This is a genomic window from Bradyrhizobium sp. C-145, assembly GCF_023375135.1.
Taxonomy (GTDB): Bacteria; Pseudomonadota; Alphaproteobacteria; order Rhizobiales; family Xanthobacteraceae; genus Bradyrhizobium; species Bradyrhizobium zhanjiangense.
This window is the reverse complement of sequence record NZ_CP088150.1, coordinates 9,386,940-9,409,986: the sequence shown is the minus strand read 5'-3', so window position 1 is coordinate 9,409,986 and position 23,047 is coordinate 9,386,940. Positions and strand designations below refer to the sequence as shown.

Sequence of the window (23,047 nt, the reverse complement as noted above, 5' to 3'; positions counted from 1 at the left end):
CGGCTGCCTCGCCGCCAGAATAGCGACATCTTGGCTAACGGCCGGTAAATCGGGCCCCGGACTAGGGCTGCGGCGGCGGGACGTTGGCGAGATACCACTCGCGCAGATCGGTGAGCGCGGGATGCGCGAGCGAGCGCTGGAGATAGGTCCAGATCCGCGGCTGGTGACGCAGATAATGCGGCTTGCCGTCGCGGCGGTTGAGCCGGGCGAAGGTGCCGAGCAGGCGGGTGTTTCGCTGCGCGGACATGATGGCGTAGAGCTCGGCGAATCCGGCCGCATCGAAGCTGGCATCAGCCGCGCGGCGCGCTTTGATGTAACGCGACAGCAGCGTCAGCTCGAGGCTTTCCGGCACATCGATGCGGGCGTCCTGGAGCAGCGACACCACGTCGTAGGATTGCGGACCGAGCACGGCGTCCTGGAAGTCGATCACGCCGACGCGCGCGATGCCGGTGCGATTGCCGAGCCAGATCAAATTGGGCGAGTGATAGTCGCGGATGACCCAGGTTCTTGGCGCCGCCAGCGGTTTCTTCAGCAGCTCGCGCCACATCGCGAAGAATTCCGCGCGCGCCTCCTCGCTCAGCGGCGCGTTGCGATCGGGCAGATACCATTCCGGCATTAATCCGATCTCGATCAGCATCGCCTCGATGTCGAAGACAGGAATGGTGTAGGTCTGGTCCGCCAGCCGCAGCGTCCCCGGCAACGTCCTGCTGTGCAGCATGGCCAGCACGTCGGTCGCAGCTTCATAACGTTCGGCGATCGGGCGCGGCGGATCGCCTTCGATCACGCCTTCGCTGCCGAAATCCTCCGAGATCAGAAAACCGTGGTCGAGATCGAAATGGTGGATCGCGGGCGCTGAGATTCCCGCCACACGTAAACCTTCGTCCATGAAAACGAACGGCTTTATGTTTTCCGCAAGATGCACCGCGGCGCTGTAGGACTTGCCGTCATAGAGCGCCGCGCCATCCGGGCGCTGCGGCGAGTTCATGAGGATGACGACGCCGTCGTCACGGATCAGCCGCGCATAGGAGCGCGTCGAGGCGTCGCCATTCATGCGCCGTCGCGTCGCGTCGATATAGCCGGATGCATCGAGGAATTCGCGCAGCGCCTTCAGCCGCGCGACTTGCGCTGCACCCTTGCCGTAACCGGTGATGTCGGCCGCGCGTGCATTCGAGCCCAGCGCCGGCCGGTGCGTCAGCGCGATGTCGATGCGATCTTCCGGCATCGCCGACGGCGCACGCTCTGGCCATTCGATCAGAACCAGGGTTGCGTCCGGTAGCGGCGACAGTCCGATCTCCTCGAGCTCGCTCTCGTCCTCGACACGGTAGAGGTCGGCATGCATCACCGGAAACGGCGGCAGCTCGTAGCCCTGCACCAGCGTGAAGGTCGGGCTCGGCACTTCCAGCGCATCGTCTCCGGCGAGATAGCGGATCAGGCTGCGCGCCGCCGCGGTCTTGCCGGCGCCGAGATCACCGGTGAGCGTGATGACATCGCCCGGGCCGACCAGCAGCGCGAGGTCGGCCATCAATTGCGCAGTGGCCGTCTCGTTGTGGAGCGCGACGGAGAATGTGGTTGGTTCAGTCATTCGGCGGCGTCGCGATGCGCCGCCTGGTCGGTCGGGAAATCGCAGATCACGACCGTGCCCCGGCCGACGATCGAATCCACCCGCACCTTGCCGCCATGCAGCTCGACGAAGGAGCGCACCAGCGACAGGCCGAGCCCGGCGCCGCGGTGACGCGAGCCCTGCGAGCGGCTTTCGAACCAGTTGAACACCTTGTCCTTCATGTCGGCAGGTATTCCAGGCCCGGAATCTGTCACGGTGAAGACCACGCTGCGTTCGGTGCGGCGTGCGCTGATGCCGACGGTGGAATCCTGTGGAGAAAACCCGACGGCGTTGGCGAGGAGGTTATAGAGCACCTGCACCACGCGCTTCTCGTCGCCGATGAAGCTGCCGACGTCGGGCGCGATCTCGACCTTGAGGCGGATGCGGTCGGTGGCGAGGCGGTCCTGGATGCCCTCGGCGGCGAGCTCGATGGTCTTGCTGACGTCCACCGGGCCGAGTTCCAGCTTCATCGCGCCGGCGTCGATGGTGGCGAGATCAAGGATGTTGTTGGTCAGCGCCAGCAGCGCGTTGGTCGATTTGGTGACGTAGTCGAGATATTCGGCCTGCTTCGGCGTCAGCGGCCCGGTTGAGGGATCGCTGAGGAAATGCGCGAAGCCGATGATGGTGGTGAGCGGCGAGCGCAGCTCGTAGGAGACGTGGTGGACGAAATCCACCTTCATCTGGTCGGCGGCCTCCAGCGCCTCGTTGCGCTCGCGCAGCGCGCGCTCGACATTCTCGGTGTCGGTAATGTCTTGGAACGTCAACATGGTCGCGCCGTCAGGCAGCGGGCGGATCATGCCATGAAGCACGCTGCCGTCCTTGCGTTCCAGCTTGAGCGGGATGTCGGCGCGGTTCTCGATCGAGGTGATGGCTTCGCGGATCTGGCGCCAGACGCCGGGGTCGTCGAACAGCTGATGGCACCAGCCTTCGACCGTCTGGATATGCGGCTCGCCGCGCATGGCATCGCTCGACAGCTTCCACATCCGCACGAAGGCCGGGTTGAACAGCTGCGCCTTGCCGTTGCTGCCGAACACCGCGACGCCTTCGGCGAGGCTGTCGAGCGTCTCGCGCTGCACCCGGATCAGGCCGTCAAAGCGGCGGGCGAGGTCGAGGCTCTCGGTGACGTCGTCGAACAGATAGGTGACGCCGCCTTCCGGGTTCGGCGTGGTAACGACCGAGAGGGCGCGGCCGTCGGGCAGGAACCAGGTGTCCTTGGCGGTCTCGACCGCGCGGTAGGCCTCGTGCAGCTTGACCTTCCAGGCGCGGAAGTCCGGCTGCTCCGGCAATTTGCGCGCGGCGCGGAGCTGGTCGAGCACGCTGGAATCATCAGGGTTGGCGTCGAGGAAGGTGCGGTCGAGGTCCCACAGGCGCCGGTAGGAATCGTTGTAGAAGGCAAGGCGCCGCTGACCGTCGAACACGGCCACGCCCGAGGAGAGCTGGTCCAGCGTGCGGCGATGTGCCTCCGCCATGCGTACGAGCGCCGAGCTCAGCGCATCTGCCTCGCTGGCATCGATGGCGACGCCGACGCTGCCGCTGCCGACATTGACCGCGCGCACGTCATACATGCGCCGCTCGCCGCCGATCACGATCGGCAGCCGCGAGTTGAAGTTGGCGGCGTCCTTCAGTCCCCGATCCATCGCGGTGCGGTCGGCGCTGTCGAGCAGCTCGAGCTTGCGCTCCTGGGCATCGGTGACGCTGTTCGCCTCGGTCGCGCGGACATAGGCGGGGTTGGCGTAGGTCAGTGCGCCGTTCTCGCCCTTGGCCCAGATCGGCCATGGAGAAGCGGCGGCGAAGCCGCGCAGCATCTCGGTCTCGTCGGAGAGCGCTTTGTAACGCAGATTGGTCTCGGCCAGATCGCGCCGCAGCCCGGAGAGTTCGCGAATCCTGACAATGGCCTGGCCGCCGATGGCGCGGCCGATGGCTTCCAGCGTATGGCCATGCGCGGTGGTCAGCGTCAGTTGGAACCCGTCGCCGTGCTGGCGCAGCGCATCGACGGCGTGATCCATCTGCAGCGCCGGTTCCGGCGGCAGCCAGGTTCCGAACGCGAGCACGCGCTGCGGCGAGGAATCGCGCGGCAGCACCATCGAGATGTCGCCGGAGATCTGCGCGCGGTTGTCGCCGGCCGGCCAGGAGATCAGGACCTGCGGCTCGGCGAACAGCAGCGCGCCGAAGCGATCGGCCTGGAGTTGCAGTTCCCCGATCCGGGCGCGCAGCCGCGCCTCGTTGTCCGCCGTGCGCACGCGCGTGCGCATCAACAGGATCGCGGCCACCACCGAGAAGCCGAGCAAGGCCAGCGCGGTGGCGAGCACCGCGAGTTCCTGCCGGTTGAAATCCAGCATGATGGAGAGAGTGTCGACGAGGTCGGCGGCCTCAGCCGGCGCAGCCGGCAGCAGCGCCGCGAAAGCGCTCCCCAACAAGCCGTTGCGCGCCAACGATGTGCACGACAACAGCGTCCGACGCATCGACACGATCACGCCTGACATAGTTGCCCCAAGATCGCACGGATTTGCGCGCGGCGACCCCCGTCGCGCGCGAATCAAAAGACAATACCCTCACCGCGACTCCGGCGGTAAGAGTCCAGATCGTGAACGCAATGGCGGCCCCCCAAAAATGCCGGGCACGATGTTCCAACGCACGTAGTTCTTCGGGTGATTCGGCTGGAGCTGTCGCGCGTTAGCGGGGCAATGCGGAGTGCTTGCCTCGATGAAGGTGCGCTCCCTCCCTCGCTTGCGGGGGAGGGTTGGGGAGAGGGTGTCTCGACAATGGGACATTCCCCCAGAGGATAGAGCCCTCACCCGGCACTCCGTGCCGACCTCTCCCGCAAGCGGGAGAGGTGAAGAACTAGCGGCCGGTGGAACCAAAACCGCCGGCGCCTCGATCGGTTGTCGACAAGGTGGCCACGGGAACCAGCGCGGCCTGCACCACGGGCGCGATCACCATCTGCGCGATGCGCTCGCCGCGCTTGATCACGAAGGGGGCTTGGCCGTGGTTGATCAGGATCACCTTGATCTCGCCGCGGTAGTCCGCGTCGATCGTGCCCGGCGAGTTCAGCACGGTGACGCCGTGCTTGGCGGCAAGCCCCGAGCGCGGCCGCACCTGGGCCTCGTGGCCCGGCGGCAAGGCGATTGCGAGGCCCGTCGGCACCAGCGCGTAGTGGCCGGGCGCGAGCGTCAACGGCTCGCTGTCCGGAACCGCAGCCATCAGATCGAGGCCGGCGGCCTCGGCGGTCTGATAGGTAGGCAGCGGCAGGCCTTCGGCATGGGCGAGGCGTTGCAGTTCGACCGTGACTTTGGTGCTCAAGATGCCGGCTCCCGGGATTTGTCGGCCACGCTCCTTGCGACATGCGCGACCAGTTCGATGGCGACCTGTTCCTTGGTCATCACCGGCCAGGAATCAACTGCGATCTCGCCATTCTTCTCACCATTCTTGCGACTGATCAGGTGCACAGTGTTGCGGTCGCCGCCCATCACGCCGGTGGCCGGCGAGACGTCGTTGGCGACGATCCAGTCGCAGCCCTTGCGCGCGAGTTTTGACTTGGCGTTGTCGATGAGGTGTTCGGTCTCGGCGGCGAAGCCGATCACCAGCGGCGGCCGCTTGTCGGTCAGCTTGGAGATGGTGGCGAGGATGTCGGGGTTTTCGACCAGCTGAAGCGGTGGCATGCCGGCCGAGGTCTTCTTCAGCTTCTGCTCGCCCTCGTTGGCGACGCGCCAGTCGGCGACTGCGGCGGCGAAGATCGCAATGTCGGCGGGGAGCGCGGCCTGTACCTGCTCCAGCATCTGCCGTGCCGATTCGACATGCTTCACCGTCACGCCCTGGGGATCGCTGAGATCGACCGGGCCGCTCACCAAAATCACCTCGGCGCCGGCGGCCTGGGCGGCGGCGGCAATGGCAAAGCCCTGCTTGCCGGAAGAGCGGTTGGCGATGTAGCGCACCGGATCGATCGGCTCGTGCGTGGGTCCTGCGGTGATCAGCACGCGCTTGCCGGCGAGCGGGCGCGGCACCGGCGGCCGCAGCAGCCGCTCGGCGGCATTGGCGATCTCGATCGCCTCCGACATGCGGCCGGTTCCGGCCTCCCCCGCCTCGGCCATCTCGCCGGAATTCGGGCCGATCAGCACCGCGCCGTCGCGCTGGAGCTGCGCGACGTTGCGGCGCGTCGCCGCGTTGTTCCACATCAGCGGGTTCATCGCAGGCGCCAGCAGCACCTTGCGATTGGTCGCGAGCAGGATGGCGCTGGCGAGATCGTCGGCATGGCCGTTCGCCATCTTGGCCAGGAGATCGGCGGTTGCCGGCGCCACCACGATCAGGTCGCAGTCGCGCGCGAGGCGAATGTGGCCGGCGTCGAACTCGCTCTGGGGGTCGAACAGGTCGGTGTAGACGCGCTCATGCGACAGCGCGCTCACCGCCAGCGGCGTGACGAATTGCTGCGCTGCCTTGGTCAACACGCAGCGGACCTCGACGCGCCGTTCCTTGAGCCTTCGGATCAGGTCGAGCGATTTGTAGGCCGCAATGCCGCCGCCGATGATCAGGGTGACGCTGGCCTCGGGAGCGGCGCTGATACGTTGGGGTATCGGGGCTGAGGCTGCCGCAGGCGGCACCGCAAACGGCGTCAGGGGCTCCTCGCGGCCCTCGATGAGCTCCCGCAGGATGACCCGGACCTCTTCCTCGACCGACCTGCGGTTCTTGGCCGAGCGCAGCCGCAGATAGGTTTTGACGGCGTCGTCGAGCTTGCGGATGGTCAGGCTTGCCATGACGCCCTCCAGCACGGAATGATCGCGATGCTATCATCCGTGTGATTGCAGTGCAATCACAGATTCCGGATGGCGATCAGGATGCCGATGAAGGTCGCGGCGATGATCCAGAGCGCCACGGTGCGCCCGCGGTTCTTGCGGCTCTCGCTGCGGCCCATCGCGGCGATGCTCTCCGGCGACAGCCCTATGCCCTCCCGCGTCATGGTCTCGAGCTGCTCCAGCACCTTCACCGACCGCTCGGCGATCTCCGGCAGGCGCATCAGCACGCGCGCGATGTCTCCGGTCCCCGCCAGCGCGCCCTGGACCCGGCCGATCGGCCCGAGATTGCGCTCGATCCATTCTCGCACCACGGGGTCCGCGACCTTCCAGATGTCGAGCTTGGGATCGAAGCCGCGCGCCACGCCCTCGACCACGACCATGGTCTTTTGCAGCAGGATCAGCTCGGGCCGCGTCCTCATGTCGAACAGGCCGGTGACCTCGAGCAGCAGCGTCAACAGCCGCGCCATCGAGATCTCCTCGGCGGTGCGGTTGTGGATCGGCTCGCCGATGGCGCGGATCGCTTGCGCGAAATTCTCGACCGAATGATGCGCGGGCACATAGCCCGCCTCGAAATGCACCTCGGCGACGCGGCGGTAGTCGCGGGTGATGAAGCCGAGCAGGATCTCGGCGAGGAAGCGCCGCTCCTTCATCCCGAGCCGGCCCATGATGCCGAAATCGACCGCGACGAGACGGCCGGTATCATCCAGGAACAGGTTGCCCGGATGCATGTCGGCGTGGAAGAAGCCGTCGCGCAGCGCGTGCCGCAAGAAGCTCTGGATCACCTTGCGGCCGAGATCGGGCAGGTCGACCTGCGCCTCTGCAAGGCGCTTGTGATCGTTCAGCGCTATGCCGTCGATCCACTCCATCGTCAGCACGTTGTGCGTGGTGCGATCCCAGTCGACGATCGGCACGCGGAAATCAGGGTCGTCGCGCGTGTTCTCCGCCATCTCCGACAGCGCCGCGGCCTCCAGCCGCAGATCCATCTCCATCGCGACCGAGCGCGACATGGTGTTGATGACTTCGACGAGGCGCAGGCGCCGTGCCTCGGAAGAATAGGCTTCGGCCTTGTGCGCGACGAAGAAGAAGTCGGAGAGGTCGCGGCGGAAACGTGCGGCGACGTTGGGCCGGAGCACCTTGATCGCGACCGGTTTGCGGATGCCGTCGCGCAGGACTTCGCCGCGATGCACCTGCGCGATCGAGGCGGCGGCGACCGGTGGGCCGAAGCTCGCAAACACATCCGTTAGCGGCCGTTCCAGCGACGTCGTGATCGCCGCCTCCGCTTCGGCTTGCGAAAATGGCGGCAGGCGGTCCTGGAGGCTTTCGAGGTCGCGCGCCATGATGACGCCGACGACGTCGGGGCGTGTTGCCAGGAACTGCCCGAGCTTGAGATAGGCCGGGCCCATTCGGGTGAGGGCGCGCGATATCCGCGGACCGTGCTTGACGCCGCGCCGCTCGACGAGCCGCGCCAGCTTCAGCGCGAGCTGTCCCGGCGGCGGCACCAGGCTCCGATCGACCGAGCCGAACACGCCTTCGCGCGCGAACACGAACGCGGCGCGGATCAGGCGCGCAATGTGGCTAATGGCAGAGATCACAAACGCCAGCCTGAATGCAGTGCGACGATGCCGCCGCTGAGCGTCTGCCAGCTGACGCGGGAAAAGCCGGCGTCGCGAATCATGTCGGCGAAGACGCCTGGCTTTGGAAACTTGCGGATCGACTCGACCAGGTACTGGTAGGACTCGGCGTCGCCCGTGACCATGCGGCCAAGCGGCGGGATCACCTTGAACGAGAACAAGTCATAGAGGCGATCGAGGCCCGGCATCTCGACGGTCGAGAATTCCAGGCATAGGAAACGGCTGCCGGGCTTGAGCACACGGTAGGCCTCGCGGAGCGCAAGGTCGATCTGCGGCACGTTGCGAATGCCGAAAGCGATCGTATAGGCATCGAAGCTGCGATCGGCGAAGGCGAGTGTTTCGGCATTGCCCTCGACGAAATCGACCCGGGTCTCGAGATGCCGCTTCATGGCGCGCTCGCGGCCCACGGCGAGCATGTCCGTGTTGATGTCGCAGACGGTGGCATGGAAGCCGGAGCCTGCGGCCTTGGCGGCGCGGAACGAGATGTCTCCGGTGCCGCCGGCGACGTCGAGCAGCGCGAACGGCCGGTCGCTCCTCGGCGGGTCGAGCGCGTTGATCATGATGTCTTTCCAGACCCGGTGCAGGCCACCGGACATCAGGTCGTTCATCAAATCATAGCGCGAGGCCACGCTGTGAAACACATCGTTCACCAGCGTCTGCTTGTCCCCTAAGGGGACGTCCCTGAAGCCAAAATGCGTGGTTTCGCCCGGCCGATCCATTACTCTACTCCACGAGGCGGACCATAGCGCGCCCGCCGCAATGGCGCTATCACACCGCCCTCATAAGGTGAATGCCCGACCATGCCTGAATTGCCCGAAGTCGAGACCGTCCGCCGCGGCCTTCAGCCCGTCATGGAGGGCGCGAAAATCCTCAACGCCGAGGCCCGGCGGCCGGATTTGCGCTTTCCGTTCCAGCCGGACTTCGTGGCGCGGCTCAAGGGGCAGGTCGTCACCGGGCTCGGCCGCCGCGCAAAATATCTCATGGCCGATCTCGCCTCCGGCGACGTGCTCCTGATGCATCTGGGCATGTCGGGTTCGTTCCGCGTCATCAAGCCGGACAACGATGCCGCGCCCGGCGCGTTTCACTATCCCCGCGGCAAGGACTCAGCGCATGACCACGTGCTGTTTCGGATGTCCTCGGGCGCCGACATCGTCTTCAACGACCCGCGCCGCTTCGGATACATGAAAGTGATTGCGCGCGCTGCGCTTGATGAAGAGCCGCTGCTGCGCGGGCTCGGTCCCGAGCCGCTCGGCAACGAGTTCGACGCCGCGATGCTGGCGCGGTCCTGTGCCGGCAAGACCACCAGCCTGAAGGCGGCGCTGCTCGACCAGCGCGTGGTGGCGGGGCTCGGCAACATCTATGTCTGCGAGGCGCTGCACCGCTCGCATCTGTCGCCGCGCCGGATCGCCGCGACGTTGTCGACCAAGGCCGGACAACGCAAGGGCGTTGCCGGCGGCGAGCCGACGGACCACGCCAAGCGATTGGTCGGCGCGATCCACACCGTGCTGAACGATGCCATCAAGGCCGGCGGCTCCAGCTTGCGCGATCACCGCCAGACCTCGGGCGAGCTCGGCTATTTCCAGCATTCGTTTAGGGTTTATGACCGCGAGGGTGAGAAATGCACGACGCCGCGCTGCGGCGGCACCATCAAGCGGTTTACGCAGAGTGGTCGGTCGACCTTCTGGTGTCCGAAATGTCAGAAGTGAGGATCAGGCGAGCGGCCGACAGAAGGTGAGTTTCTGCTAGCCGATATGCCTACCGCAACCGTCATTGCGAGGAGCTCTTGCGACGAAGCAATCCAGACTGTCACCGCGGAGGTACTCTGGATTGCTTCGCTTCGCTCGCAATGACGGGTAGGTCGAGCCTCTCCCCCAAAAAAGAAGCGAAGCAACCCGGCCGGGCTGGTGGCCGGATTGCTTCGTCGCTTGGGCTCTTCAACCGGATAGTGAAGAGCCCGCTGCCGTCCGAGCGATCGCCCCACTCAGGACGCCAGTATCTTGGTCTCGTCCGCCGAAAGCTCGGCGCTGACATGCAGCATGCCGTCCGCAGCCGACATCATCTGGCTGGCCAGCAGATGGGTCGTGGTGGAGAGTTCGAGCCGGGTCTCGATCCACTGCCAGAGGCCGCGGATCTCGTCTGCCGATTTGCCGTTCGGCGCGAATTCGCTGACCGCGAGACCGTTCGCGAGTGAGTCCTGGTGATCGTTGCGCATCACGATCAGCGGACGTGCGAGCATCTCGGCAAGATCGAGCGCGGCTTCCTCGGCGAGGGTGTTGGCGGCATTGTCGATGCGCTGGCCGCGGATCGGCGTCTGGTTCAGCACGAAGGCAAAGTGCCGCTTCCAGGCGCGCGCGACGCTGAGCGTCGAAGCGGTCGCCTCGATGTCGGCGACGCTCGGGCGGGCCGGGATCAGGCAGAGATCGGAATGGCGGATCGCGGCGGTGGTGGCGGCGCTAAGGCCGGCTGCGGTGTCGACGATCGCGAGCTGGAGGCCGCTGTCGGCCAGCATTTTCAGGCGCGGCGCGATGTCGGCGGCGTGATAGATCGGCTCGACGACGAGATCATCCGTGGTGCGCCGGCGCTGCCAGTTGGACAGGGTGCCCTGCGGGTCGGTCTCGATCAGGCGGACGGTGAAGCCGGCCTGCTGAGCTGCGAGCGCGAGGCCGATGGCAAGCGTGCTCTTGCCGCTGCCACCCTTTTGGGTGGCCAGTACGATCGTGTGCATTGAAGATCAATCCTTTGGAATGCTTGGGTCAGGAATACGCCACGCGAACGTGCATCGATCTCGATGCTGAGCCCTTCTCGCTCAGGACGTGCCGGCCCGATCCAAAGGGGATCGCGGAGGTCCGAATCAACGGCAACGATGATGGCGGAATAGCGAATACCAGCGAATCCGTACCATTACCGGACCCGTAGTCGTACGTAAGATAGTGCTCACGGCGGTGCCCCGGACAAAGCGCAGCGGAAAGCGGTGCGCTGCTGAGCCGGGGCCCAGAAAAATCACCTCCACGGAATTTGAGATAGCATGGGTCCGGGCTCAGCGGCGCAGCACTACGTGCCGCACCGCGTCCGGGACACGAGCGGATCATTCTCTCGGCTGGTTTACTTCCGCACGCAGATCACGCGTATGACGGCCGCTCTTGCGTCCGTCGACGTGCCATTCGCCGTGACGCCATTCGCCTTCAGGAATCCGCGCACCGTCTCCGCGGCGACCATCACCGCCTGCGACGCCGGCACCGACGTCGCAGGTCCCGCGACCATTGCCGGCTTCAGCAGCGCGACGCCCGCGAACTTGCCGTCGGCGTCGATGGTCGGGCTGCCGGAGAAGCCGACCGCCGGCGGAGGCGACAGTGCGGAACTGCTTGATGCGACCGGCGCCAGCGCGGACTTGAGGCTCGACACGCCGGCCGCGCCGCCCTGGCTCTGCGGATCGGCGATACCGATGACATCGACACTCGTCTTTGCCGCACCGCCGATGAGGCTGAGCGGCTTCAGGCCGCGTGCGCCGTAGATGTGCAGGAGCGCGAGATCGTGCTCCTTGTCCTCGGCGAGACGGTCGGCACTGCCATAGCCGGCGATCGTGATCGCGAGACAGCCATCGGTGACGAGGCGGTCGGTGACGATCGCACCATCGTCGCTGACGACGATGCCGGTGCCGTATTCGACGGTCTTGCGCGGCGGCGGCCCGGCTTGCGGTCCCGACGGAAACGCATTGAACGCGCTCGACATCGCGATCACGACCGGCTCGACCGTGTTCTCAGTCGCCTGGTCGTAGAGGATCGTCATGGTGCGGACCTCGTCGCCTTTGAAGGTGCCGCGGACATAAAACTTCTTAAGGCCCTGCAATCCCGACAGCACGAAGAAGTCGGGCTTCACCACGGTGTAATCGACCTTGCGCCCGGACGGCTCCTTCTCCAGGTCGGCGAGTTTTGCCGAGGTCGGGTTCGCCTCTTTGCGGCGGCTGAGCAGCACCTGAACCGTGCCGGTCGGCGAAGCCCATTTCGAGCCATTGGCGTCGCTCGCTTGCTGCGGTACCAGCTTGCCGGGGATGCCGAGCCGGGCGCCGGTGGTCGGCTCCGTCACGATCTTCCAGCCGACGCTCTCCTGTTTCTTTCGTGCCGTCTCGGCAAGCGCGGCGCGCTCCTGCGGATTGAGCACGCCGGTCGGCTTGCCGCCCTTGGCCTTCTGGTACTCCTTGATGGCGTTGACCATGCGCTCGCTGACGTCGCCGGTGATGGCGCCGTTATACTGGCCGACCCAGGCGAGGTCGGACTGGAGCGCCAGCCGCTCAGCTCTTGCCATGGCATCCGCTGTGGCCGACGGCGTCTGCATCGCCGGAGGCTGGATCGGCACGGTCTGCACCGTCTTCGGCTTGGTGCCGGGGACCTGTGGCGCCGTCATCTGGGCGTTCGCGCCTGTGGCAGCCGCAAACATCAGTGTTGCCGCAAGCATCGATCTCATGACAAATCCAGCCAGCCCATTGAACGCCATGTCATTGAAGCACATCTCCTTGGTCGCGACCAATGATGGGGTGGTTCAGGTGGCGATAGAGGCCACGAACCCAAGTCCTCATCCTGAGGAGCGGCCTCAAGGCCGCGTCTCGAAGGATGGCCACGGGCGAGATCGGGGCCTTTCATGGTTCGAGACGGCGCTTTGCGCCTCCTCACCATGAGGGGTGAGAGGAACGAAGGACGATGCTGAGCCCGGACGAACTTGAACGCTATGCCCGCCATATCGTGCTGCGCGATGTCGGCGGTCCCGGCCAGGCTGCGCTGAAGCGGGCCTCCGTGCTGGTGATCGGTGCCGGCGGGCTCGGCGCGCCCGCTTTGATGTATCTGGCCGCCGCCGGCGTCGGCACGCTCGGCGTGGTCGATGACGACGTGGTGTCGCTGTCCAACCTGCAGCGCCAGGTGATCCATACGACGCCCGATATCGGCCGGCACAAGGTCGAAAGCGCCGCCGAGCGGATTGCGGCGCTCAATCCGCATGTCCGTTTCGTCGGCCACGCCACCTGGCTCAACGCCGACAATGCGCTCAGCCTGATCGGCGACTACGACCTCGTGCTCGACGGTTCCGACAATTTCTCGACGCGCTATCTGGTCTCGGACGCCTGCTTCTTCGCGAAGCGGCCGCTGATCACGGCCGCGCTCGGCACTTTCGACGGCTCGCTCACCACCATCCGTGCACATGAGAAGAACGAGCAGGGCGAATTCAATCCGACTTATCGCTGCCTGTTCCCGGAGGCACCGCCGCCCGGCACGGTGCCGGCCTGCGCGGAGGCCGGCGTCATGGGGGCGCTGGCGGGGGTGCTCGGCTCGATGATGGCGCTGGAGGCGATCCGCGAGATCGTCGGCTTTGGCGACGGCCTCATCGGCCGCCTTCTGATGATCGATGCGCGCGCGATGCGCTTCGAGACGCTGCGCTATGGACGAGATCCGGCCAATCCGCTCAACGGCGATGGGCCCGTCGTCACCGACCTCAGCGCCCATCGCACCTGAGCGCCGCACGCGATCAGAGCATGCTCGGCAGCACGCGATCCGGCGGTTTGTGGGCGTCGAGGAAGGTGCGGATGTTGATGATCACCTTCTCGCCCATCTCGACACGGCCTTCGATTGTGGCCGAGCCCATATGCGGCAGCAGCGTCACCTTGCCGGCCTTTGCGAGCCGCACCAGTTTTGGATTGACCGCGGGCTCGTGCTCGTAGACGTCGAGGCCGGCGCCGCCGATCTCGCCGCCTTCGATCAGCTTGATTAGCGTATCCTCGTCGGTCACCTCGCCGCGCGCGGTGTTGACGATGTAGGCGTCTTTCCGGATCAGCTTCAGCCGCCGCGCCGAGAGCAAATGATAGGTCGCCGGCGTGTGCGGACAGTTCACCGAGATGATGTCCATCCGCGCCAGCATCTGGTCGAGGCTTTCCCAATAGGTCGCACCCAGTTCTTCGGCGATCTTCGGCGCGACGGGGCGGCGGTTGTGATAGTGGATCTGCAGGCCGAAGGCGCGGGCGCGGCGCGCCACGGCCTGGCCGATGCGGCCCATACCGATGATGCCGAGCCGTTTGCCGCCGATTCGATGGCCGAGCATCCAGGTCGGCGACCAGCCCGGCCAGGGTTTTCCTTCGGTCAGGATCGAGGCGCCTTCGATCATTCGGCGCGGCACCGCGAGGATCAGCGCCATGGTCATGTCGGCGGTATCTTCGGTCAAGACTTTTGGCGTGTTGGTGACAGTGATGCCGCGGGCGTGCGCGGCCTCGACGTCGATATTGTCGACGCCGTTGCCGAAATTGGCGATCAGGCGAAGCTTGCAGTCGGGCTGATTGACGACATCGGCACTGATCTGGTCGGTCACGGTCGGAACCAGCACGTCGGCGGTGCGCGCGGCTTCCGCGATCTGCTCGGCCGACATCGGCGTGTCGTCGAGATTGATCCGCGCGTCGAACAGCTCGCGCATCCGCGTCTCGATCGAATCCGGCAGCTTGCGCGTCACCACGACGAGGGGCTTTTTCTTCACCGACATGTCCTGCCTCATGAGGTGCCGCAGGCCGCCTCTGTCACCAAAGGCCGGCCGTTGAGGCCTCATTAACCCGGTTGTTCGACACTGCCCTTGCCGTGTCGTCCCCGGCGTTTCCTTCAAGCTCTCCCGATATTTCCGGCCGGAAAATCGGGGCAAACTGGTTGTTCAAGCGTCCGTCCTCTCTAGCAGAAGACCGGGCCAAGACAAGAACCACGGGTTAGGGCTTGCGGACCTGGCTTTGGGGAACACCCGCGTGGGGCGGGACAGGGGCTGACGCGGCAGGATTTTGGATTTTGGAGTGAGGACCCGGCTCGGGCGGGTCTTCGACAGGAGACGGGTTTGATGGCGTTGGGGCGTTTTTGTTCGGTGATGGCGCTCGTTTGTACCTGGTTGAGCGCCTCGGTCAGCCCCTCGCATTCGGCGAAGGACAACACCCCCCAGACCGCCAGCGGGCTGCCGGTGCCGCGCTATGTCAGCCTCAAGTCGGATCACGTCAACGTTCGCGCCGGCCCGACCAAGGACAATGACGTGGCATGGGTCTATACCCGCGCCGGCCTGCCGGTCGAAATCACCGCTGAATTCGAGAACTGGCGCCGGGTACGCGATTCCGAAGGCGCCGAGGGCTGGGTTTATCATTCGCTGCTGTCGGGTCGCCGTACCGCGGTCGTCACCATGAAGAACAAGGACGACCTCGCGCCGATCTACGACCGTCCCGATCCCGACAGCGCGGTTGCAGCCAAGCTCCAGGTCGGCGTCGTCACGCAGGTGAGGAAGTGCACCGCAAACTGGTGCCACGTCACCGGCAACGGTTTTGACGGCTGGATCCAGCAGGAGCGCCTCTGGGGCGTCTACTCGGACGAGCAGGTAAACTGACGTCTTGCCGTCGTCCCGGCCTAGCGCGCAATTGCGCGCGGGGGCCGGGACGACGGCAGAGAGTGAGGCTCAGCGCTTCTTGCGCAGGCGCACGACCATGTCGATGCGCGAGATCTCGTACCCCTCGGGCACCTCAGGCATCTTGGATAGCGCCAGATGCGGATCCTCGATATCGACCAGCTCATGGCTGTTCTCGAGGTAGTAGTGGTGGTGGGTGGTGACGTTGGTGTCGAAATAGGTCTTGGTGCCGTCGACGCTGACCTGGCGCAGCAGGCCGGCATCGGTGAGCTGGTTCAGCGTGTTGTAGACGGTCGCCAGCGACACCGGAACCTTGGCCAGGGTCGCTTCCTCATAGAGCATTTCAGCCGTGAGGTGGCGCGCACCCTTGCCGAACAAGAGCCAGCCGAGCGCCATGCGCTGGCGCGTCGGACGGAGCCCCGCGGACTGGAGCATTTCGTTGACGTCGTGCCACGGGCAGCCGGTCAGGGCCGGCTGGCGGCCGGACAAGAGGGCCGCGGAATGGACGTCGTCGTCGTGATGGGGCGCGGTATTCTCGCTCATTTCCAGATTTCGGGCACGCGTGAACAATATCTCCCTGCAATATAAGGACAGAAAGATGCAGATGCAAGTTTCTCGCAACTAGAGAGGTTCTAATCAGACTTGGAACCGGGCGAGGGGAGCGGTCATTTTACCTTCATGGACGCGCTTTGCGACCCGAAATGCCTGTGTTAGAGAGCGCGCGGTTCCGCTTAGCCGATTTTGGCGCAGCCAGGCATGGCGGCCCGTCCGCAGTCCATCGGGGCTTGCGGGAGGTGCGCCTGACGATGGCAATTGGCGTTGCTCTCCGACCGAGACGGGGCCCATTTTCGCCAAAAAACGTCGCTCAATCGGGATTAGAACAGAGGCTCGTGCATGCTGAACAGGCGCAACGGTTACGAATACGAAGATCTGCTGGCGTGTGCCCGCGGCGAGATGTTCGGCCCGGGCAATGCCCAGTTGCCGCTGCCGCCGATGCTCATGTTCGACCGCATCACGGAAATTAGTGACAATGGCGGGGAGTTCGGCAAGGGCCTGGTGCGCGCCGAGCTCGACGTGAAGCCCGACCTCTGGTTCTTCGGCTGCCACTTCAAGAACGATCCGGTGATGCCCGGCTGCCTCGGCCTCGATGCGCTGTGGCAGATGGTCGGCTTCTATCTCGGCTGGATCGGCGGCGAAGGTCGCGGCCGCGCGCTCGGCCTCAGCGAGCTGAAGTTCGGCGGCCAGGTGCTGCCCGAGGCCCGCAAGGTTGTGTACAACGTCGATATCAAACGGGTGATGCGTTCAAAGCTCGTGCTCGGTATCGCCGACGGGTGGCTTTCGGTCGATGACCAGATTATTTATCGCGCCAAGGACCTGAAGGTCGGCCTGTTCAAGCAGGGCACGAGCCTGGGCTGAGCGCATCACCAAGAAGGCAACGATTTAGGCGAGGCTGTCATGAGGCGGGTTGTGGTCACCGGGATGGGCATTGTCTCGTCGATCGGAAACAACACCCAGGAAGTGCTTGCGAGCCTGCACGAGGCGAAGTCGGGCATTTCGCGGGCTGAGAAATATGCCGAGCTCGGCTTCCGTTCGCAGGTGCAAGGCGAGCCGACGCTCGATCCTGCGACGGTGGTCGACCGTCGCGCCATGCGTTTCCTCGGTCAGGGCGCGGCGTGGAATCACGTCGCGATGGAGCAGGCGATTCAGGATTCCGGTCTGTCGCCCGACGAAGTCTCCAACATCCGCACCGGCATCATCATGGGCTCCGGCGGCCCCTCGGCGCGCACCATCGTCGAATCCGCCGACATCACCCGCAGCAAGGGACCGAAGCGCGTCGGACCGTTTGCCGTGCCGAAGGCGATGTCGTCCACGGCCTCCGCGACGCTTGCGACCTGGTTCAAGATCAAGGGCGTGAACTATTCGATCTCCTCGGCCTGCGCGACCTCGAACCATTGCGTCGGCAACGCCTATGAGACGATCCAGATCGGCAAGCAGGACGTCATCTTCGCCGGCGGCTGCGAAGAGCTGGACTGGTCGCTGTCGGTGCTGTTCGACGCCATGGGCGCGATGTCCTCGAAATACAACGACACGCCCGCCACGGCCTCGCGTCCCTACGACGTCAATCGCGACGGCTTCGTCATCGCCGGCGGCGCCGGCGTGCTGGTGCTGGAAGAGCTCGAGCATGCCAAGGCCCGCGGCGCGCGCATCTATGGCGAGATCGTCGGTTATGGCGCGACCTCGGACGGTTACGACATGGTCGCACCGTCGGGCGAAGGCGCCGAGCGCTGCATGCGCATGGCGATGTCGACGGTGAAGACCAAGGTCGACTACATCAATCCGCACGCGACCTCGACGCCCGCCGGCGATCCGCCGGAGATCGATGCGATCCGCAGAGTTTTCGGCGTCGGCGAGAAGTGCCCGCCGATCTCGGCGACCAAGGCGCTGACCGGCCACTCGCTGGGCGCCACCGGCGTGCAGGAAGCGATCTATTCGCTGCTGATGATGAACAACGGCTTCATCTGCGAGAGCGCGCACATCCAGGAGCTCGATCCCGTGTTCGCGGACATGCCGATCGTGCGCAAGCGCATCGACAACGTCAAGATCGGCACCGTGCTGTCGAACTCCTTCGGCTTCGGCGGCACCAACGCCACGCTGGTGTTCAGCCGGCTGGATGCGTGACGGCGTTGTTGGCGCACCGTTGATTTTCTCGTCATGGCCGGGCTTGTCCCGGCCATCCACGTCTTGGCCTCAGGTTTCGAAGGGCGTGGATGCCCAGGGCATGACGAAAGCGGAAGGTGATCGTGAGATGGAAGGTTTGATGAAAGGCAAGCGCGGTCTGATCATGGGCATCGCCAATGATCATTCGATCGCCTGGGGCATGGCGAGGACGCTGCATGCCCATGGCGCCGAGCTCGCCTTCACCTTCCAGGGCGAGGCCCTGGGCAAGCGCGTCAAGCCGCTGGCGGAGCAGCTCGGCGTCGATCTGGTGCTGCCGTGCGACGTCGAGGACATCGCCAGCGTCGATGCGACTTTCGTTGCGCTCCGCGAGAAATGGGGCAAGCTCGACTTCGTGATCCACGCGATCGGCTTTGCCGACAAGAACGAGCTGAAAGGCCGCTACGCCGACACCAGCCGCGAGAATTTCTCGCGCACCATGGTGATCTCCTGCTTCTCGTTCACGGAGGTCGCAAAACGCGCCGCCGAGCTGATGACCGAGGGCGGCAGCATGATCACGCTGACCTTCGGCGCTTCGGAGCGCGCGATGCCGAATTACAACGTGATGGGCGTGGCCAAGGCGGCGCTGGAAGCCTCAGTCCGCTATCTCGCCGCGGATTTCGGGCCGCGCGGCATCCGCGTCAACGCGATCTCCGCAGGCCCCATCCGCACGCTCGCCGGCTCCGGCATCGGCGAGGCGCGGGCGATGTTCGCATTCCAGCAGAAGCATGCGCCGCTGCGCCGCGGCGTCACGCTCGACGAGCTCGGCGGCTCGGCGCTGTATCTGTTGTCGGATCTCTCCGGCGGCGTGACCGGCGAGATCCACTACGTCGATTCCGGCTACAACATCATCCTGATGCCGAGGCCTGACGATTTGAAGACGGAGTAGCTGAGATTCTGTAGGGTGGGCAAAGGAGCGCAAGCGACGTGCCCACCATCTCTCGACAATTCGGGACAGATGGTGGACACGCTTACGCTTTGCCCACCCGTTTACCCCGCCGCGATCTTCTCGGCGCGCTGGAATGCCGGCCGCGCCATGCAGCGCGCGAGATAGGCGTCGAACGCCGGGCGCGACGGCACCATCTTGAACAGCCGCACCGCGAAATTCAGGCCGGAGCCGATGGTGATGTCGGCGGCAGAAAATTCCTCGCCGAGAATCCACGGCCCCTTCTCGAGCGCGGCTTCCAGCACGTCGAAGACCTGTGTCGCGCTGCCCCAGGCCGCGGTCGAGGTCGGGATCTCGATCTTGGTGTAGATCTGGATGATGGCGGGCTCGATGCAGCCCGGCGAGAAGAACAGCCATTGCAGATAGCGCGCGCGGCGCGGATCGGTCACAGCGGGCGCGAGCTTGGTCTCGGGATAGCGATCGCCAATGTAGGCGCAGATCGCAGCGGCCTCGCCGAGCGCGGCGTCGCCGTCGGTCAGCGCCGGCACCTTGCCCATCGGATTGATCTTCAGATAGTCCGGCGCCTTTTGCGCGCCGGTCGAGATGTCGGTCAGCACGCGTTCATAGGCGAGGCCGCTCTCTTCCATCAGCCAGAGCGTCGTGAACGAGCGCGAGCGGGGCGACCAATAGAGCTTGATCATGGCGAGGAACCTTCCATCGGCGAGAGGCGAACGGCGCGCAATTCATGACGCGTTTGCTACGCATTCGCAACGCACTATGCCTAGGCGGATGCGGCGCCCGGTCGCCACATCTTGGTCAACGCGAAGTCGGCGGACCCCTTCAATCAGCGTGGCGGAGTCTGCGCCGGTTGTTGCAACAAGGATGGCAATGTCTTGTCGAGGCTTTTCGTCAGCATCGTGCGCACGCCCTCGCGGAGCACCGGATTGTTGACCACGTCCGCAGGCTTTTCGGGAAACATCGCGCGATCCAGCTGGGTTGAGGGGCCGCCGAGAAAATTGTGCGTCATGCGTTCGATATAGGTGTCCTCCGTCATCAAGGCAGGCGCCTCCTTCGTCAACTCCAGGGTCTGACCGTCATAGACCCGGATGAACATCATGGCGAAGAGATGCACGGGGCCGCCATACGGGTATTGCGAGATGCCGATACCGTATTCCCGCTGCGTTCCGCCGTGCCGGTGGACGACGACGTAACGATCGCAACGGATCTTGGGCGCGAGAAATTGGACAAAGCCCTTCACGTCAGCGGCTGCACGATAGAAAAATGGATTCTGCTTCTGGTGGCCTCCGGACCTGAGTTCCTCTCGTGTGTAAGGTATCCTCCGCACTGAACTGCCGGGCGCGGCGGCGCGAACGCGCGAGACTACGAGGTCGTCGAGTGCCCACGCCGCGACTGAAGTCCGCGTGTACTTGTCGAGGAACTTCAGGGGCCCGAACTTCTCGACCATGAAGAGGTCGCCGGCGATCGGAATGACGCCGATCTGGCACGGGCCCGCTTCTGCGGGCCGGCGTGGAGTGACGGTTGTCGGCTTTTTCGCCGCGGGCCTGACCGACTCCGGCTTCGGCGCAGGCTGCACCTGTCCGCCGCTTGGCGATAACAGTGCATATGAGACCATCGCGACAGCGGCGAGAACGTTCATCCTTATACCCCACCGCGTCTCACTGCGCGAAATAGGGCGGTAAGATCTTGTCTAGCCGCTCCGTCAGGAAATCGCGCATGTTGTCACGCAGGGTCGTGTTGCCGGCGGAGTCGGCCGCCGTGACCGGAAACAGGGAGTTGTCTACTTTGCGAAGACGTTCGTCCTGCACGAAACTGTCAGCCATATGCTTCATGACGCCTTCCAGCGTCACGCCAGGCCCCTTCTTGATTTCAAAGGTCTGGCCGTCGAACACGGTCACGCCGATATAAGCGTACAGAAACGAATAGCTGATGATACCTGCGCCACGATTGAGAATACCGAGTCCCCGGAGCGGCTGATTGGTCCCCGGCAGCATCCCCTCGCCGCGCGTGACGACGACATATCGTTCGCAGCCGGCATTGCCCGCGATCTGACGGATCAGGTTCGACAGCTCTTCGCGCTCGTTGCGAAACAGACTGGGCTTCGGATGATAGTAGGCGTCGAACGCGCCTTTGGCGTAGGCAATTCGCCTGAGCGGCGTGGCGCGCGCCGCCGCACGCACACGTGCGAAGACAAGGTCGTCAAGGCCCCAGGAAACCGGCACTTCCGCATACTCGTTGCCGAACACCGTTAGGCCGATCTTCTCGACGACGAATGGGTCCTGCGTCGCCGCGATCACGCCGACGCCGCAAGGACCGGCAGTCGTCTGCTCGGTGGGTTTAGCCGGAGCCTTCGGCTTCGCCGTTGCCTTCTTGGCAGCCGGCTTTGCCTGGGGCGCGGTCTGGGCGGAGGGAGTTGCGGTCGCAGGAGGGGTTTGCGCGGCTGCCGGAGCCAGAAAGGACAGCAGGACGAGCACCGAAGCAGCAAATCGAAACATGAATTCCAAGCGGGATCAGAGGCAAGGGGGCGTCGGACACCCCACACTAGGGTGGGAGTGTGACAACCGCAAGCTGCACCCGGCAAACGTCGTCTATCCCGTCGGTCGCTGCCGCTTCCACCGATAATACTTCATCACGAACCCGTTCGACGGCTCGATCTCTTCTTTCTCGAATACGAAGCCCTCGCGCTCATACCAGCGCCAGGCTTTTTCGTTCTCGCGCACGCAGCGCAGGTACATCTCATCAGGCAGTTGCGTGCGCGTGAAGGCGAGCAATTGCCGGCCGAGCGATTGGCTCTGATAGGCGGGCGCGACGAAAAGCATGTCGAGATAGCGCTTCGGCAGATGCAGCGCCAGCATCGCGGCGATCGTGCCGTTGTCGTCGGCGACGAACAGGCTCCAGCCGTTCTCGATCTCGCGCCGGACGCGCGCGCGCAGATTTGCCAGCAGGAAGTCGCTGGCCTCAGCGAGGCCGGTCGAGACCCAGCTCTCCATCCAGACGCGGCCGACCTCGTCATGTTCGTCGGCGCGCGCAGGGCGGATGATCGGATGCGGCATCGGGCGCTCAGGCACTGTGACTGCGCGCGGCCGGACGCGGGCGCGCCTTGCCGGCCGACAGGCACACCACCTCGGAGATCTGTAGCAGCTGTCGCGCCAGCGGATTGGTCTTGCGCCAGATCATGCCGATGGTGCGCGAGGGTTGGGGGTCACGGAAGCGCGCCAGCGAGACCGAGGCCGATCGCGTCTCCACCGGCACCGCCATCTCCGGGATCAAAGTGACGCCGATGCCGGCACTGACCATCTGGACCAGCGTCGAGAGGGAATTCGCATCCAGCATCTCGCGCGGCGGCGCCGATTGCATGTTGCAGAAGGACAGCGCCTGATCGCGGAAGCAGTGCCCCTCCTCGAGCAGCAACAGCCGCATCTCCCGCATCATCTCGCGCGACGGCACCGGGGTGCCCTCGTCCGCGCCCGGCCGCACCAGCAGGAATTTCTCGTCGAACAGCGCGACCTCGGTGAGCGAAGGCTCGGACACCGGCAGCGCGACGATGGCGGTGTCGAGCCGGCCCTCGACTAGCTCCTGGATCAGTCGCGGCGTCATGGTCTCGCGCACGCGGATATCGAGCTCCGGATGCATGCGCGTCAGGTTCTTGGTGATCTTGGGCAAGAGATAGGGCGCGATGGTCGGAATCATGCCAATGCGCAGGCGGCCGGCGAAGCGGTCCCGTGATGCCCGGGCGAAGTCGCCGAGCTCATCGACCGAGCGCAAAATGTCGCGGACGCGTTGCGCGAGCTCCTCGCCGAACCGGGTCAGCGCGACCTGCCGCGCGCTGCGCTCCAGCAGCAGGCCGCCGAGGGTCTCTTCCAACTCCTTGATCTGCATCGACAAGGCCGGCTGCGAGATCGAGCAGGCCTCGGCTGCGCGGCCGAAATGGCCGTGGCGCGCCAGTGCATCGAAATAGCGGAGCTGGCGCAGCGTCAGGTTTATCATCAGAAAATCCTATCGCAGCGAT

21 protein-coding genes are annotated in these 23,047 nt (G+C 65.1%); 6 read left to right on the top strand and 15 right to left on the bottom strand.

Features of this window, described 5'->3' with window-relative positions; translation table 11 throughout:
* Positions 1 to 61: 61 nt before the first annotated feature.
* The 6 genes from tsaE to ubiE all read right to left on the bottom strand — a co-directional run bounded on the left by tsaE (position 62) and on the right by ubiE (position 8,737).
* On the bottom strand, positions 62 to 1,582 hold the full coding sequence (gene tsaE / locus LRP30_RS44265; RefSeq protein WP_249758893.1) for a tRNA (adenosine(37)-N6)-threonylcarbamoyltransferase complex ATPase subunit type 1 TsaE: 1,521 nt from the start codon (positions 1,580 to 1,582) through the stop codon (positions 62 to 64).
* Entirely contained in the window at positions 1,579 to 4,083 is a 2,505-nt protein-coding gene (locus LRP30_RS44260; RefSeq protein ID WP_249758892.1) for a PAS domain-containing sensor histidine kinase, read from the bottom strand. Before LRP30_RS44260 ends, tsaE begins: the two co-directional genes overlap by 4 nt.
* Before the next feature lie 358 nt (positions 4,084 to 4,441).
* Positions 4,442 to 4,900 (bottom strand): dUTP diphosphatase, encoded by a 459-nt coding sequence (gene dut, locus LRP30_RS44255; protein WP_128930412.1) that lies wholly within the window; start codon positions 4,898 to 4,900, stop codon positions 4,442 to 4,444.
* Positions 4,897 to 6,348: a bifunctional phosphopantothenoylcysteine decarboxylase/phosphopantothenate--cysteine ligase CoaBC gene (coaBC, locus tag LRP30_RS44250; RefSeq protein ID WP_128930411.1), complete on the bottom strand. Its 1,452-nt coding sequence runs from the start codon at positions 6,346 to 6,348 to the stop codon at positions 4,897 to 4,899. The genes dut and coaBC overlap by 4 nt, the downstream gene beginning before the upstream one ends.
* 56 nt (positions 6,349 to 6,404) lie before the next feature.
* Positions 6,405 to 7,979 (bottom strand): 2-polyprenylphenol 6-hydroxylase, encoded by a 1,575-nt coding sequence (ubiB, locus tag LRP30_RS44245; RefSeq protein ID WP_249758891.1) that lies wholly within the window; start codon positions 7,977 to 7,979, stop codon positions 6,405 to 6,407.
* On the bottom strand, positions 7,976 to 8,737 hold the full coding sequence (gene ubiE, locus LRP30_RS44240) for a bifunctional demethylmenaquinone methyltransferase/2-methoxy-6-polyprenyl-1,4-benzoquinol methylase UbiE (RefSeq protein ID WP_128940699.1): 762 nt from the start codon (positions 8,735 to 8,737) through the stop codon (positions 7,976 to 7,978). Before ubiE ends, ubiB begins: the two co-directional genes overlap by 4 nt.
* Before the next feature lie 81 nt (positions 8,738 to 8,818).
* Here ubiE and mutM point away from each other — a divergent pair, with 81 nt between their 5' ends.
* A complete protein-coding gene (gene mutM / locus LRP30_RS44235) occupies positions 8,819 to 9,724 on the top strand; it encodes a bifunctional DNA-formamidopyrimidine glycosylase/DNA-(apurinic or apyrimidinic site) lyase (protein ID WP_128930408.1) in 906 nt (301 codons plus the stop codon).
* Between the two features lie 275 nt (positions 9,725 to 9,999).
* On the opposite strand, the gene LRP30_RS44230 is transcribed toward mutM, so the two are convergent.
* Both LRP30_RS44230 and LRP30_RS44225 read right to left on the bottom strand, forming a co-directional pair.
* Entirely contained in the window at positions 10,000 to 10,743 is a 744-nt protein-coding gene (locus LRP30_RS44230; RefSeq protein WP_128930406.1) for a ParA family protein, read from the bottom strand.
* Between the two features lie 377 nt (positions 10,744 to 11,120).
* Positions 11,121 to 12,479, bottom strand: a complete 1,359-nt coding sequence (locus tag LRP30_RS44225; protein WP_249758890.1) for a peptidoglycan-binding protein — start codon at positions 12,477 to 12,479, stop codon at positions 11,121 to 11,123.
* A gap of 233 nt (positions 12,480 to 12,712) precedes the next feature.
* On the opposite strand from LRP30_RS44225, the gene moeB reads away from it, so the two are divergent.
* Entirely contained in the window at positions 12,713 to 13,516 is an 804-nt protein-coding gene (gene moeB / locus LRP30_RS44220) for a molybdopterin-synthase adenylyltransferase MoeB (protein ID WP_091882261.1), read from the top strand.
* A gap of 13 nt (positions 13,517 to 13,529) precedes the next feature.
* On the opposite strand, the gene LRP30_RS44215 is transcribed toward moeB, so the two are convergent.
* The gene (locus LRP30_RS44215) at positions 13,530 to 14,531 is read right to left on the bottom strand and encodes a D-glycerate dehydrogenase (RefSeq protein ID WP_128930403.1); all 1,002 of its coding nucleotides are present in this window, start codon (positions 14,529 to 14,531) and stop codon (positions 13,530 to 13,532) included.
* A 339-nt stretch (positions 14,532 to 14,870) separates the two neighbouring features.
* Between LRP30_RS44215 and LRP30_RS44210 the strand changes: the two genes are divergently transcribed.
* Positions 14,871 to 15,401, top strand: coding sequence for an SH3 domain-containing protein (locus tag LRP30_RS44210; RefSeq protein ID WP_128940694.1), 531 nt, complete (start codon positions 14,871 to 14,873; stop codon positions 15,399 to 15,401).
* Between the two features lie 69 nt (positions 15,402 to 15,470).
* Here LRP30_RS44210 and irrA read toward each other — a convergent pair whose 3' ends face one another.
* Positions 15,471 to 15,962, bottom strand: coding sequence for an iron response transcriptional regulator IrrA (gene irrA / locus LRP30_RS44205; protein ID WP_091882249.1), 492 nt, complete (start codon positions 15,960 to 15,962; stop codon positions 15,471 to 15,473).
* Between the two features lie 351 nt (positions 15,963 to 16,313).
* Between irrA and fabA the strand changes: the two genes are divergently transcribed.
* The 3 genes from fabA to fabI all read left to right on the top strand — a co-directional run bounded on the left by fabA (position 16,314) and on the right by fabI (position 19,023).
* On the top strand, positions 16,314 to 16,835 hold the full coding sequence (fabA, locus tag LRP30_RS44200; RefSeq protein ID WP_091882246.1) for a 3-hydroxyacyl-[acyl-carrier-protein] dehydratase FabA: 522 nt from the start codon (positions 16,314 to 16,316) through the stop codon (positions 16,833 to 16,835).
* Positions 16,836 to 16,874: 39 nt separating this feature from the next.
* Positions 16,875 to 18,098 carry a beta-ketoacyl-ACP synthase I gene (fabB, locus tag LRP30_RS44195; protein ID WP_128940693.1) on the top strand — a complete coding sequence of 408 codons (1,224 nt, stop codon included), beginning with the start codon at positions 16,875 to 16,877 and terminating at the stop codon, positions 18,096 to 18,098.
* Positions 18,099 to 18,225: 127 nt separating this feature from the next.
* Positions 18,226 to 19,023 (top strand): enoyl-ACP reductase FabI, encoded by a 798-nt coding sequence (gene fabI, locus LRP30_RS44190; RefSeq protein ID WP_249761970.1) that lies wholly within the window; start codon positions 18,226 to 18,228, stop codon positions 19,021 to 19,023.
* A gap of 101 nt (positions 19,024 to 19,124) precedes the next feature.
* Here the strand turns inward: fabI and LRP30_RS44185 are convergent, their stop codons facing one another.
* The 5 genes from LRP30_RS44185 to LRP30_RS44165 form a co-directional block, all read right to left on the bottom strand.
* Complete coding sequence (locus LRP30_RS44185; RefSeq protein ID WP_128940692.1) at positions 19,125 to 19,721, bottom strand: glutathione S-transferase family protein; 597 nt, start codon at positions 19,719 to 19,721, stop codon at positions 19,125 to 19,127.
* Between the two features lie 143 nt (positions 19,722 to 19,864).
* A complete protein-coding gene (locus tag LRP30_RS44180) occupies positions 19,865 to 20,485 on the bottom strand; it encodes a hypothetical protein (protein WP_249758889.1) in 621 nt (206 codons plus the stop codon).
* Between the two features lie 211 nt (positions 20,486 to 20,696).
* Entirely contained in the window at positions 20,697 to 21,335 is a 639-nt protein-coding gene (locus tag LRP30_RS44175; RefSeq protein WP_249758888.1) for a hypothetical protein, read from the bottom strand.
* A gap of 291 nt (positions 21,336 to 21,626) precedes the next feature.
* Entirely contained in the window at positions 21,627 to 22,091 is a 465-nt protein-coding gene (locus LRP30_RS44170) for a GNAT family N-acetyltransferase (protein ID WP_249758887.1), read from the bottom strand.
* Between the two features lie 7 nt (positions 22,092 to 22,098).
* Positions 22,099 to 23,025 (bottom strand): hydrogen peroxide-inducible genes activator, encoded by a 927-nt coding sequence (locus LRP30_RS44165; protein ID WP_249758886.1) that lies wholly within the window; start codon positions 23,023 to 23,025, stop codon positions 22,099 to 22,101.
* Between the last annotated feature and the right edge of the window lie 22 nt (positions 23,026 to 23,047).

Excerpts from the sequence above, each read along its gene's own strand:
- tsaE (WP_249758893.1), bottom strand. The coding sequence starts at position 1,582 with ATGACTGAACCAACCACATTCTCCGTCGCGCTCCACAACGAGACGGCC.
- LRP30_RS44260 (WP_249758892.1), bottom strand. The coding sequence starts at position 4,083 with ATGTCAGGCGTGATCGTGTCGATGCGTCGGACGCTGTTGTCGTGCACA.
- coaBC (WP_128930411.1), bottom strand. The coding sequence starts at position 6,348 with ATGGCAAGCCTGACCATCCGCAAGCTCGACGACGCCGTCAAAACCTAT.
- ubiE (WP_128940699.1), bottom strand. The coding sequence starts at position 8,737 with ATGGATCGGCCGGGCGAAACCACGCATTTTGGCTTCAGGGACGTCCCC.
- mutM (WP_128930408.1), top strand. The coding sequence starts at position 8,819 with ATGCCTGAATTGCCCGAAGTCGAGACCGTCCGCCGCGGCCTTCAGCCC.
- LRP30_RS44230 (WP_128930406.1), bottom strand. The coding sequence starts at position 10,743 with ATGCACACGATCGTACTGGCCACCCAAAAGGGTGGCAGCGGCAAGAGC.
- LRP30_RS44225 (WP_249758890.1), bottom strand. The coding sequence starts at position 12,479 with ATGAGATCGATGCTTGCGGCAACACTGATGTTTGCGGCTGCCACAGGC.
- moeB (WP_091882261.1), top strand. The coding sequence starts at position 12,713 with ATGCTGAGCCCGGACGAACTTGAACGCTATGCCCGCCATATCGTGCTG.
- LRP30_RS44215 (WP_128930403.1), bottom strand. The coding sequence starts at position 14,531 with ATGTCGGTGAAGAAAAAGCCCCTCGTCGTGGTGACGCGCAAGCTGCCG.
- LRP30_RS44210 (WP_128940694.1), top strand. The coding sequence starts at position 14,871 with ATGGCGTTGGGGCGTTTTTGTTCGGTGATGGCGCTCGTTTGTACCTGG.
- irrA (WP_091882249.1), bottom strand. The coding sequence starts at position 15,962 with ATGAGCGAGAATACCGCGCCCCATCACGACGACGACGTCCATTCCGCG.
- fabA (WP_091882246.1), top strand. The coding sequence starts at position 16,314 with ATGCTGAACAGGCGCAACGGTTACGAATACGAAGATCTGCTGGCGTGT.
- fabB (WP_128940693.1), top strand. The coding sequence starts at position 16,875 with ATGAGGCGGGTTGTGGTCACCGGGATGGGCATTGTCTCGTCGATCGGA.
- fabI (WP_249761970.1), top strand. The coding sequence starts at position 18,226 with ATGGAAGGTTTGATGAAAGGCAAGCGCGGTCTGATCATGGGCATCGCC.
- LRP30_RS44185 (WP_128940692.1), bottom strand. The coding sequence starts at position 19,721 with ATGATCAAGCTCTATTGGTCGCCCCGCTCGCGCTCGTTCACGACGCTC.
- LRP30_RS44180 (WP_249758889.1), bottom strand. The coding sequence starts at position 20,485 with ATGGTCGAGAAGTTCGGGCCCCTGAAGTTCCTCGACAAGTACACGCGG.
- LRP30_RS44170 (WP_249758887.1), bottom strand. The coding sequence starts at position 22,091 with ATGCCGCATCCGATCATCCGCCCTGCGCGCGCCGACGAACATGACGAG.
- LRP30_RS44165 (WP_249758886.1), bottom strand. The coding sequence starts at position 23,025 with ATGATAAACCTGACGCTGCGCCAGCTCCGCTATTTCGATGCACTGGCG.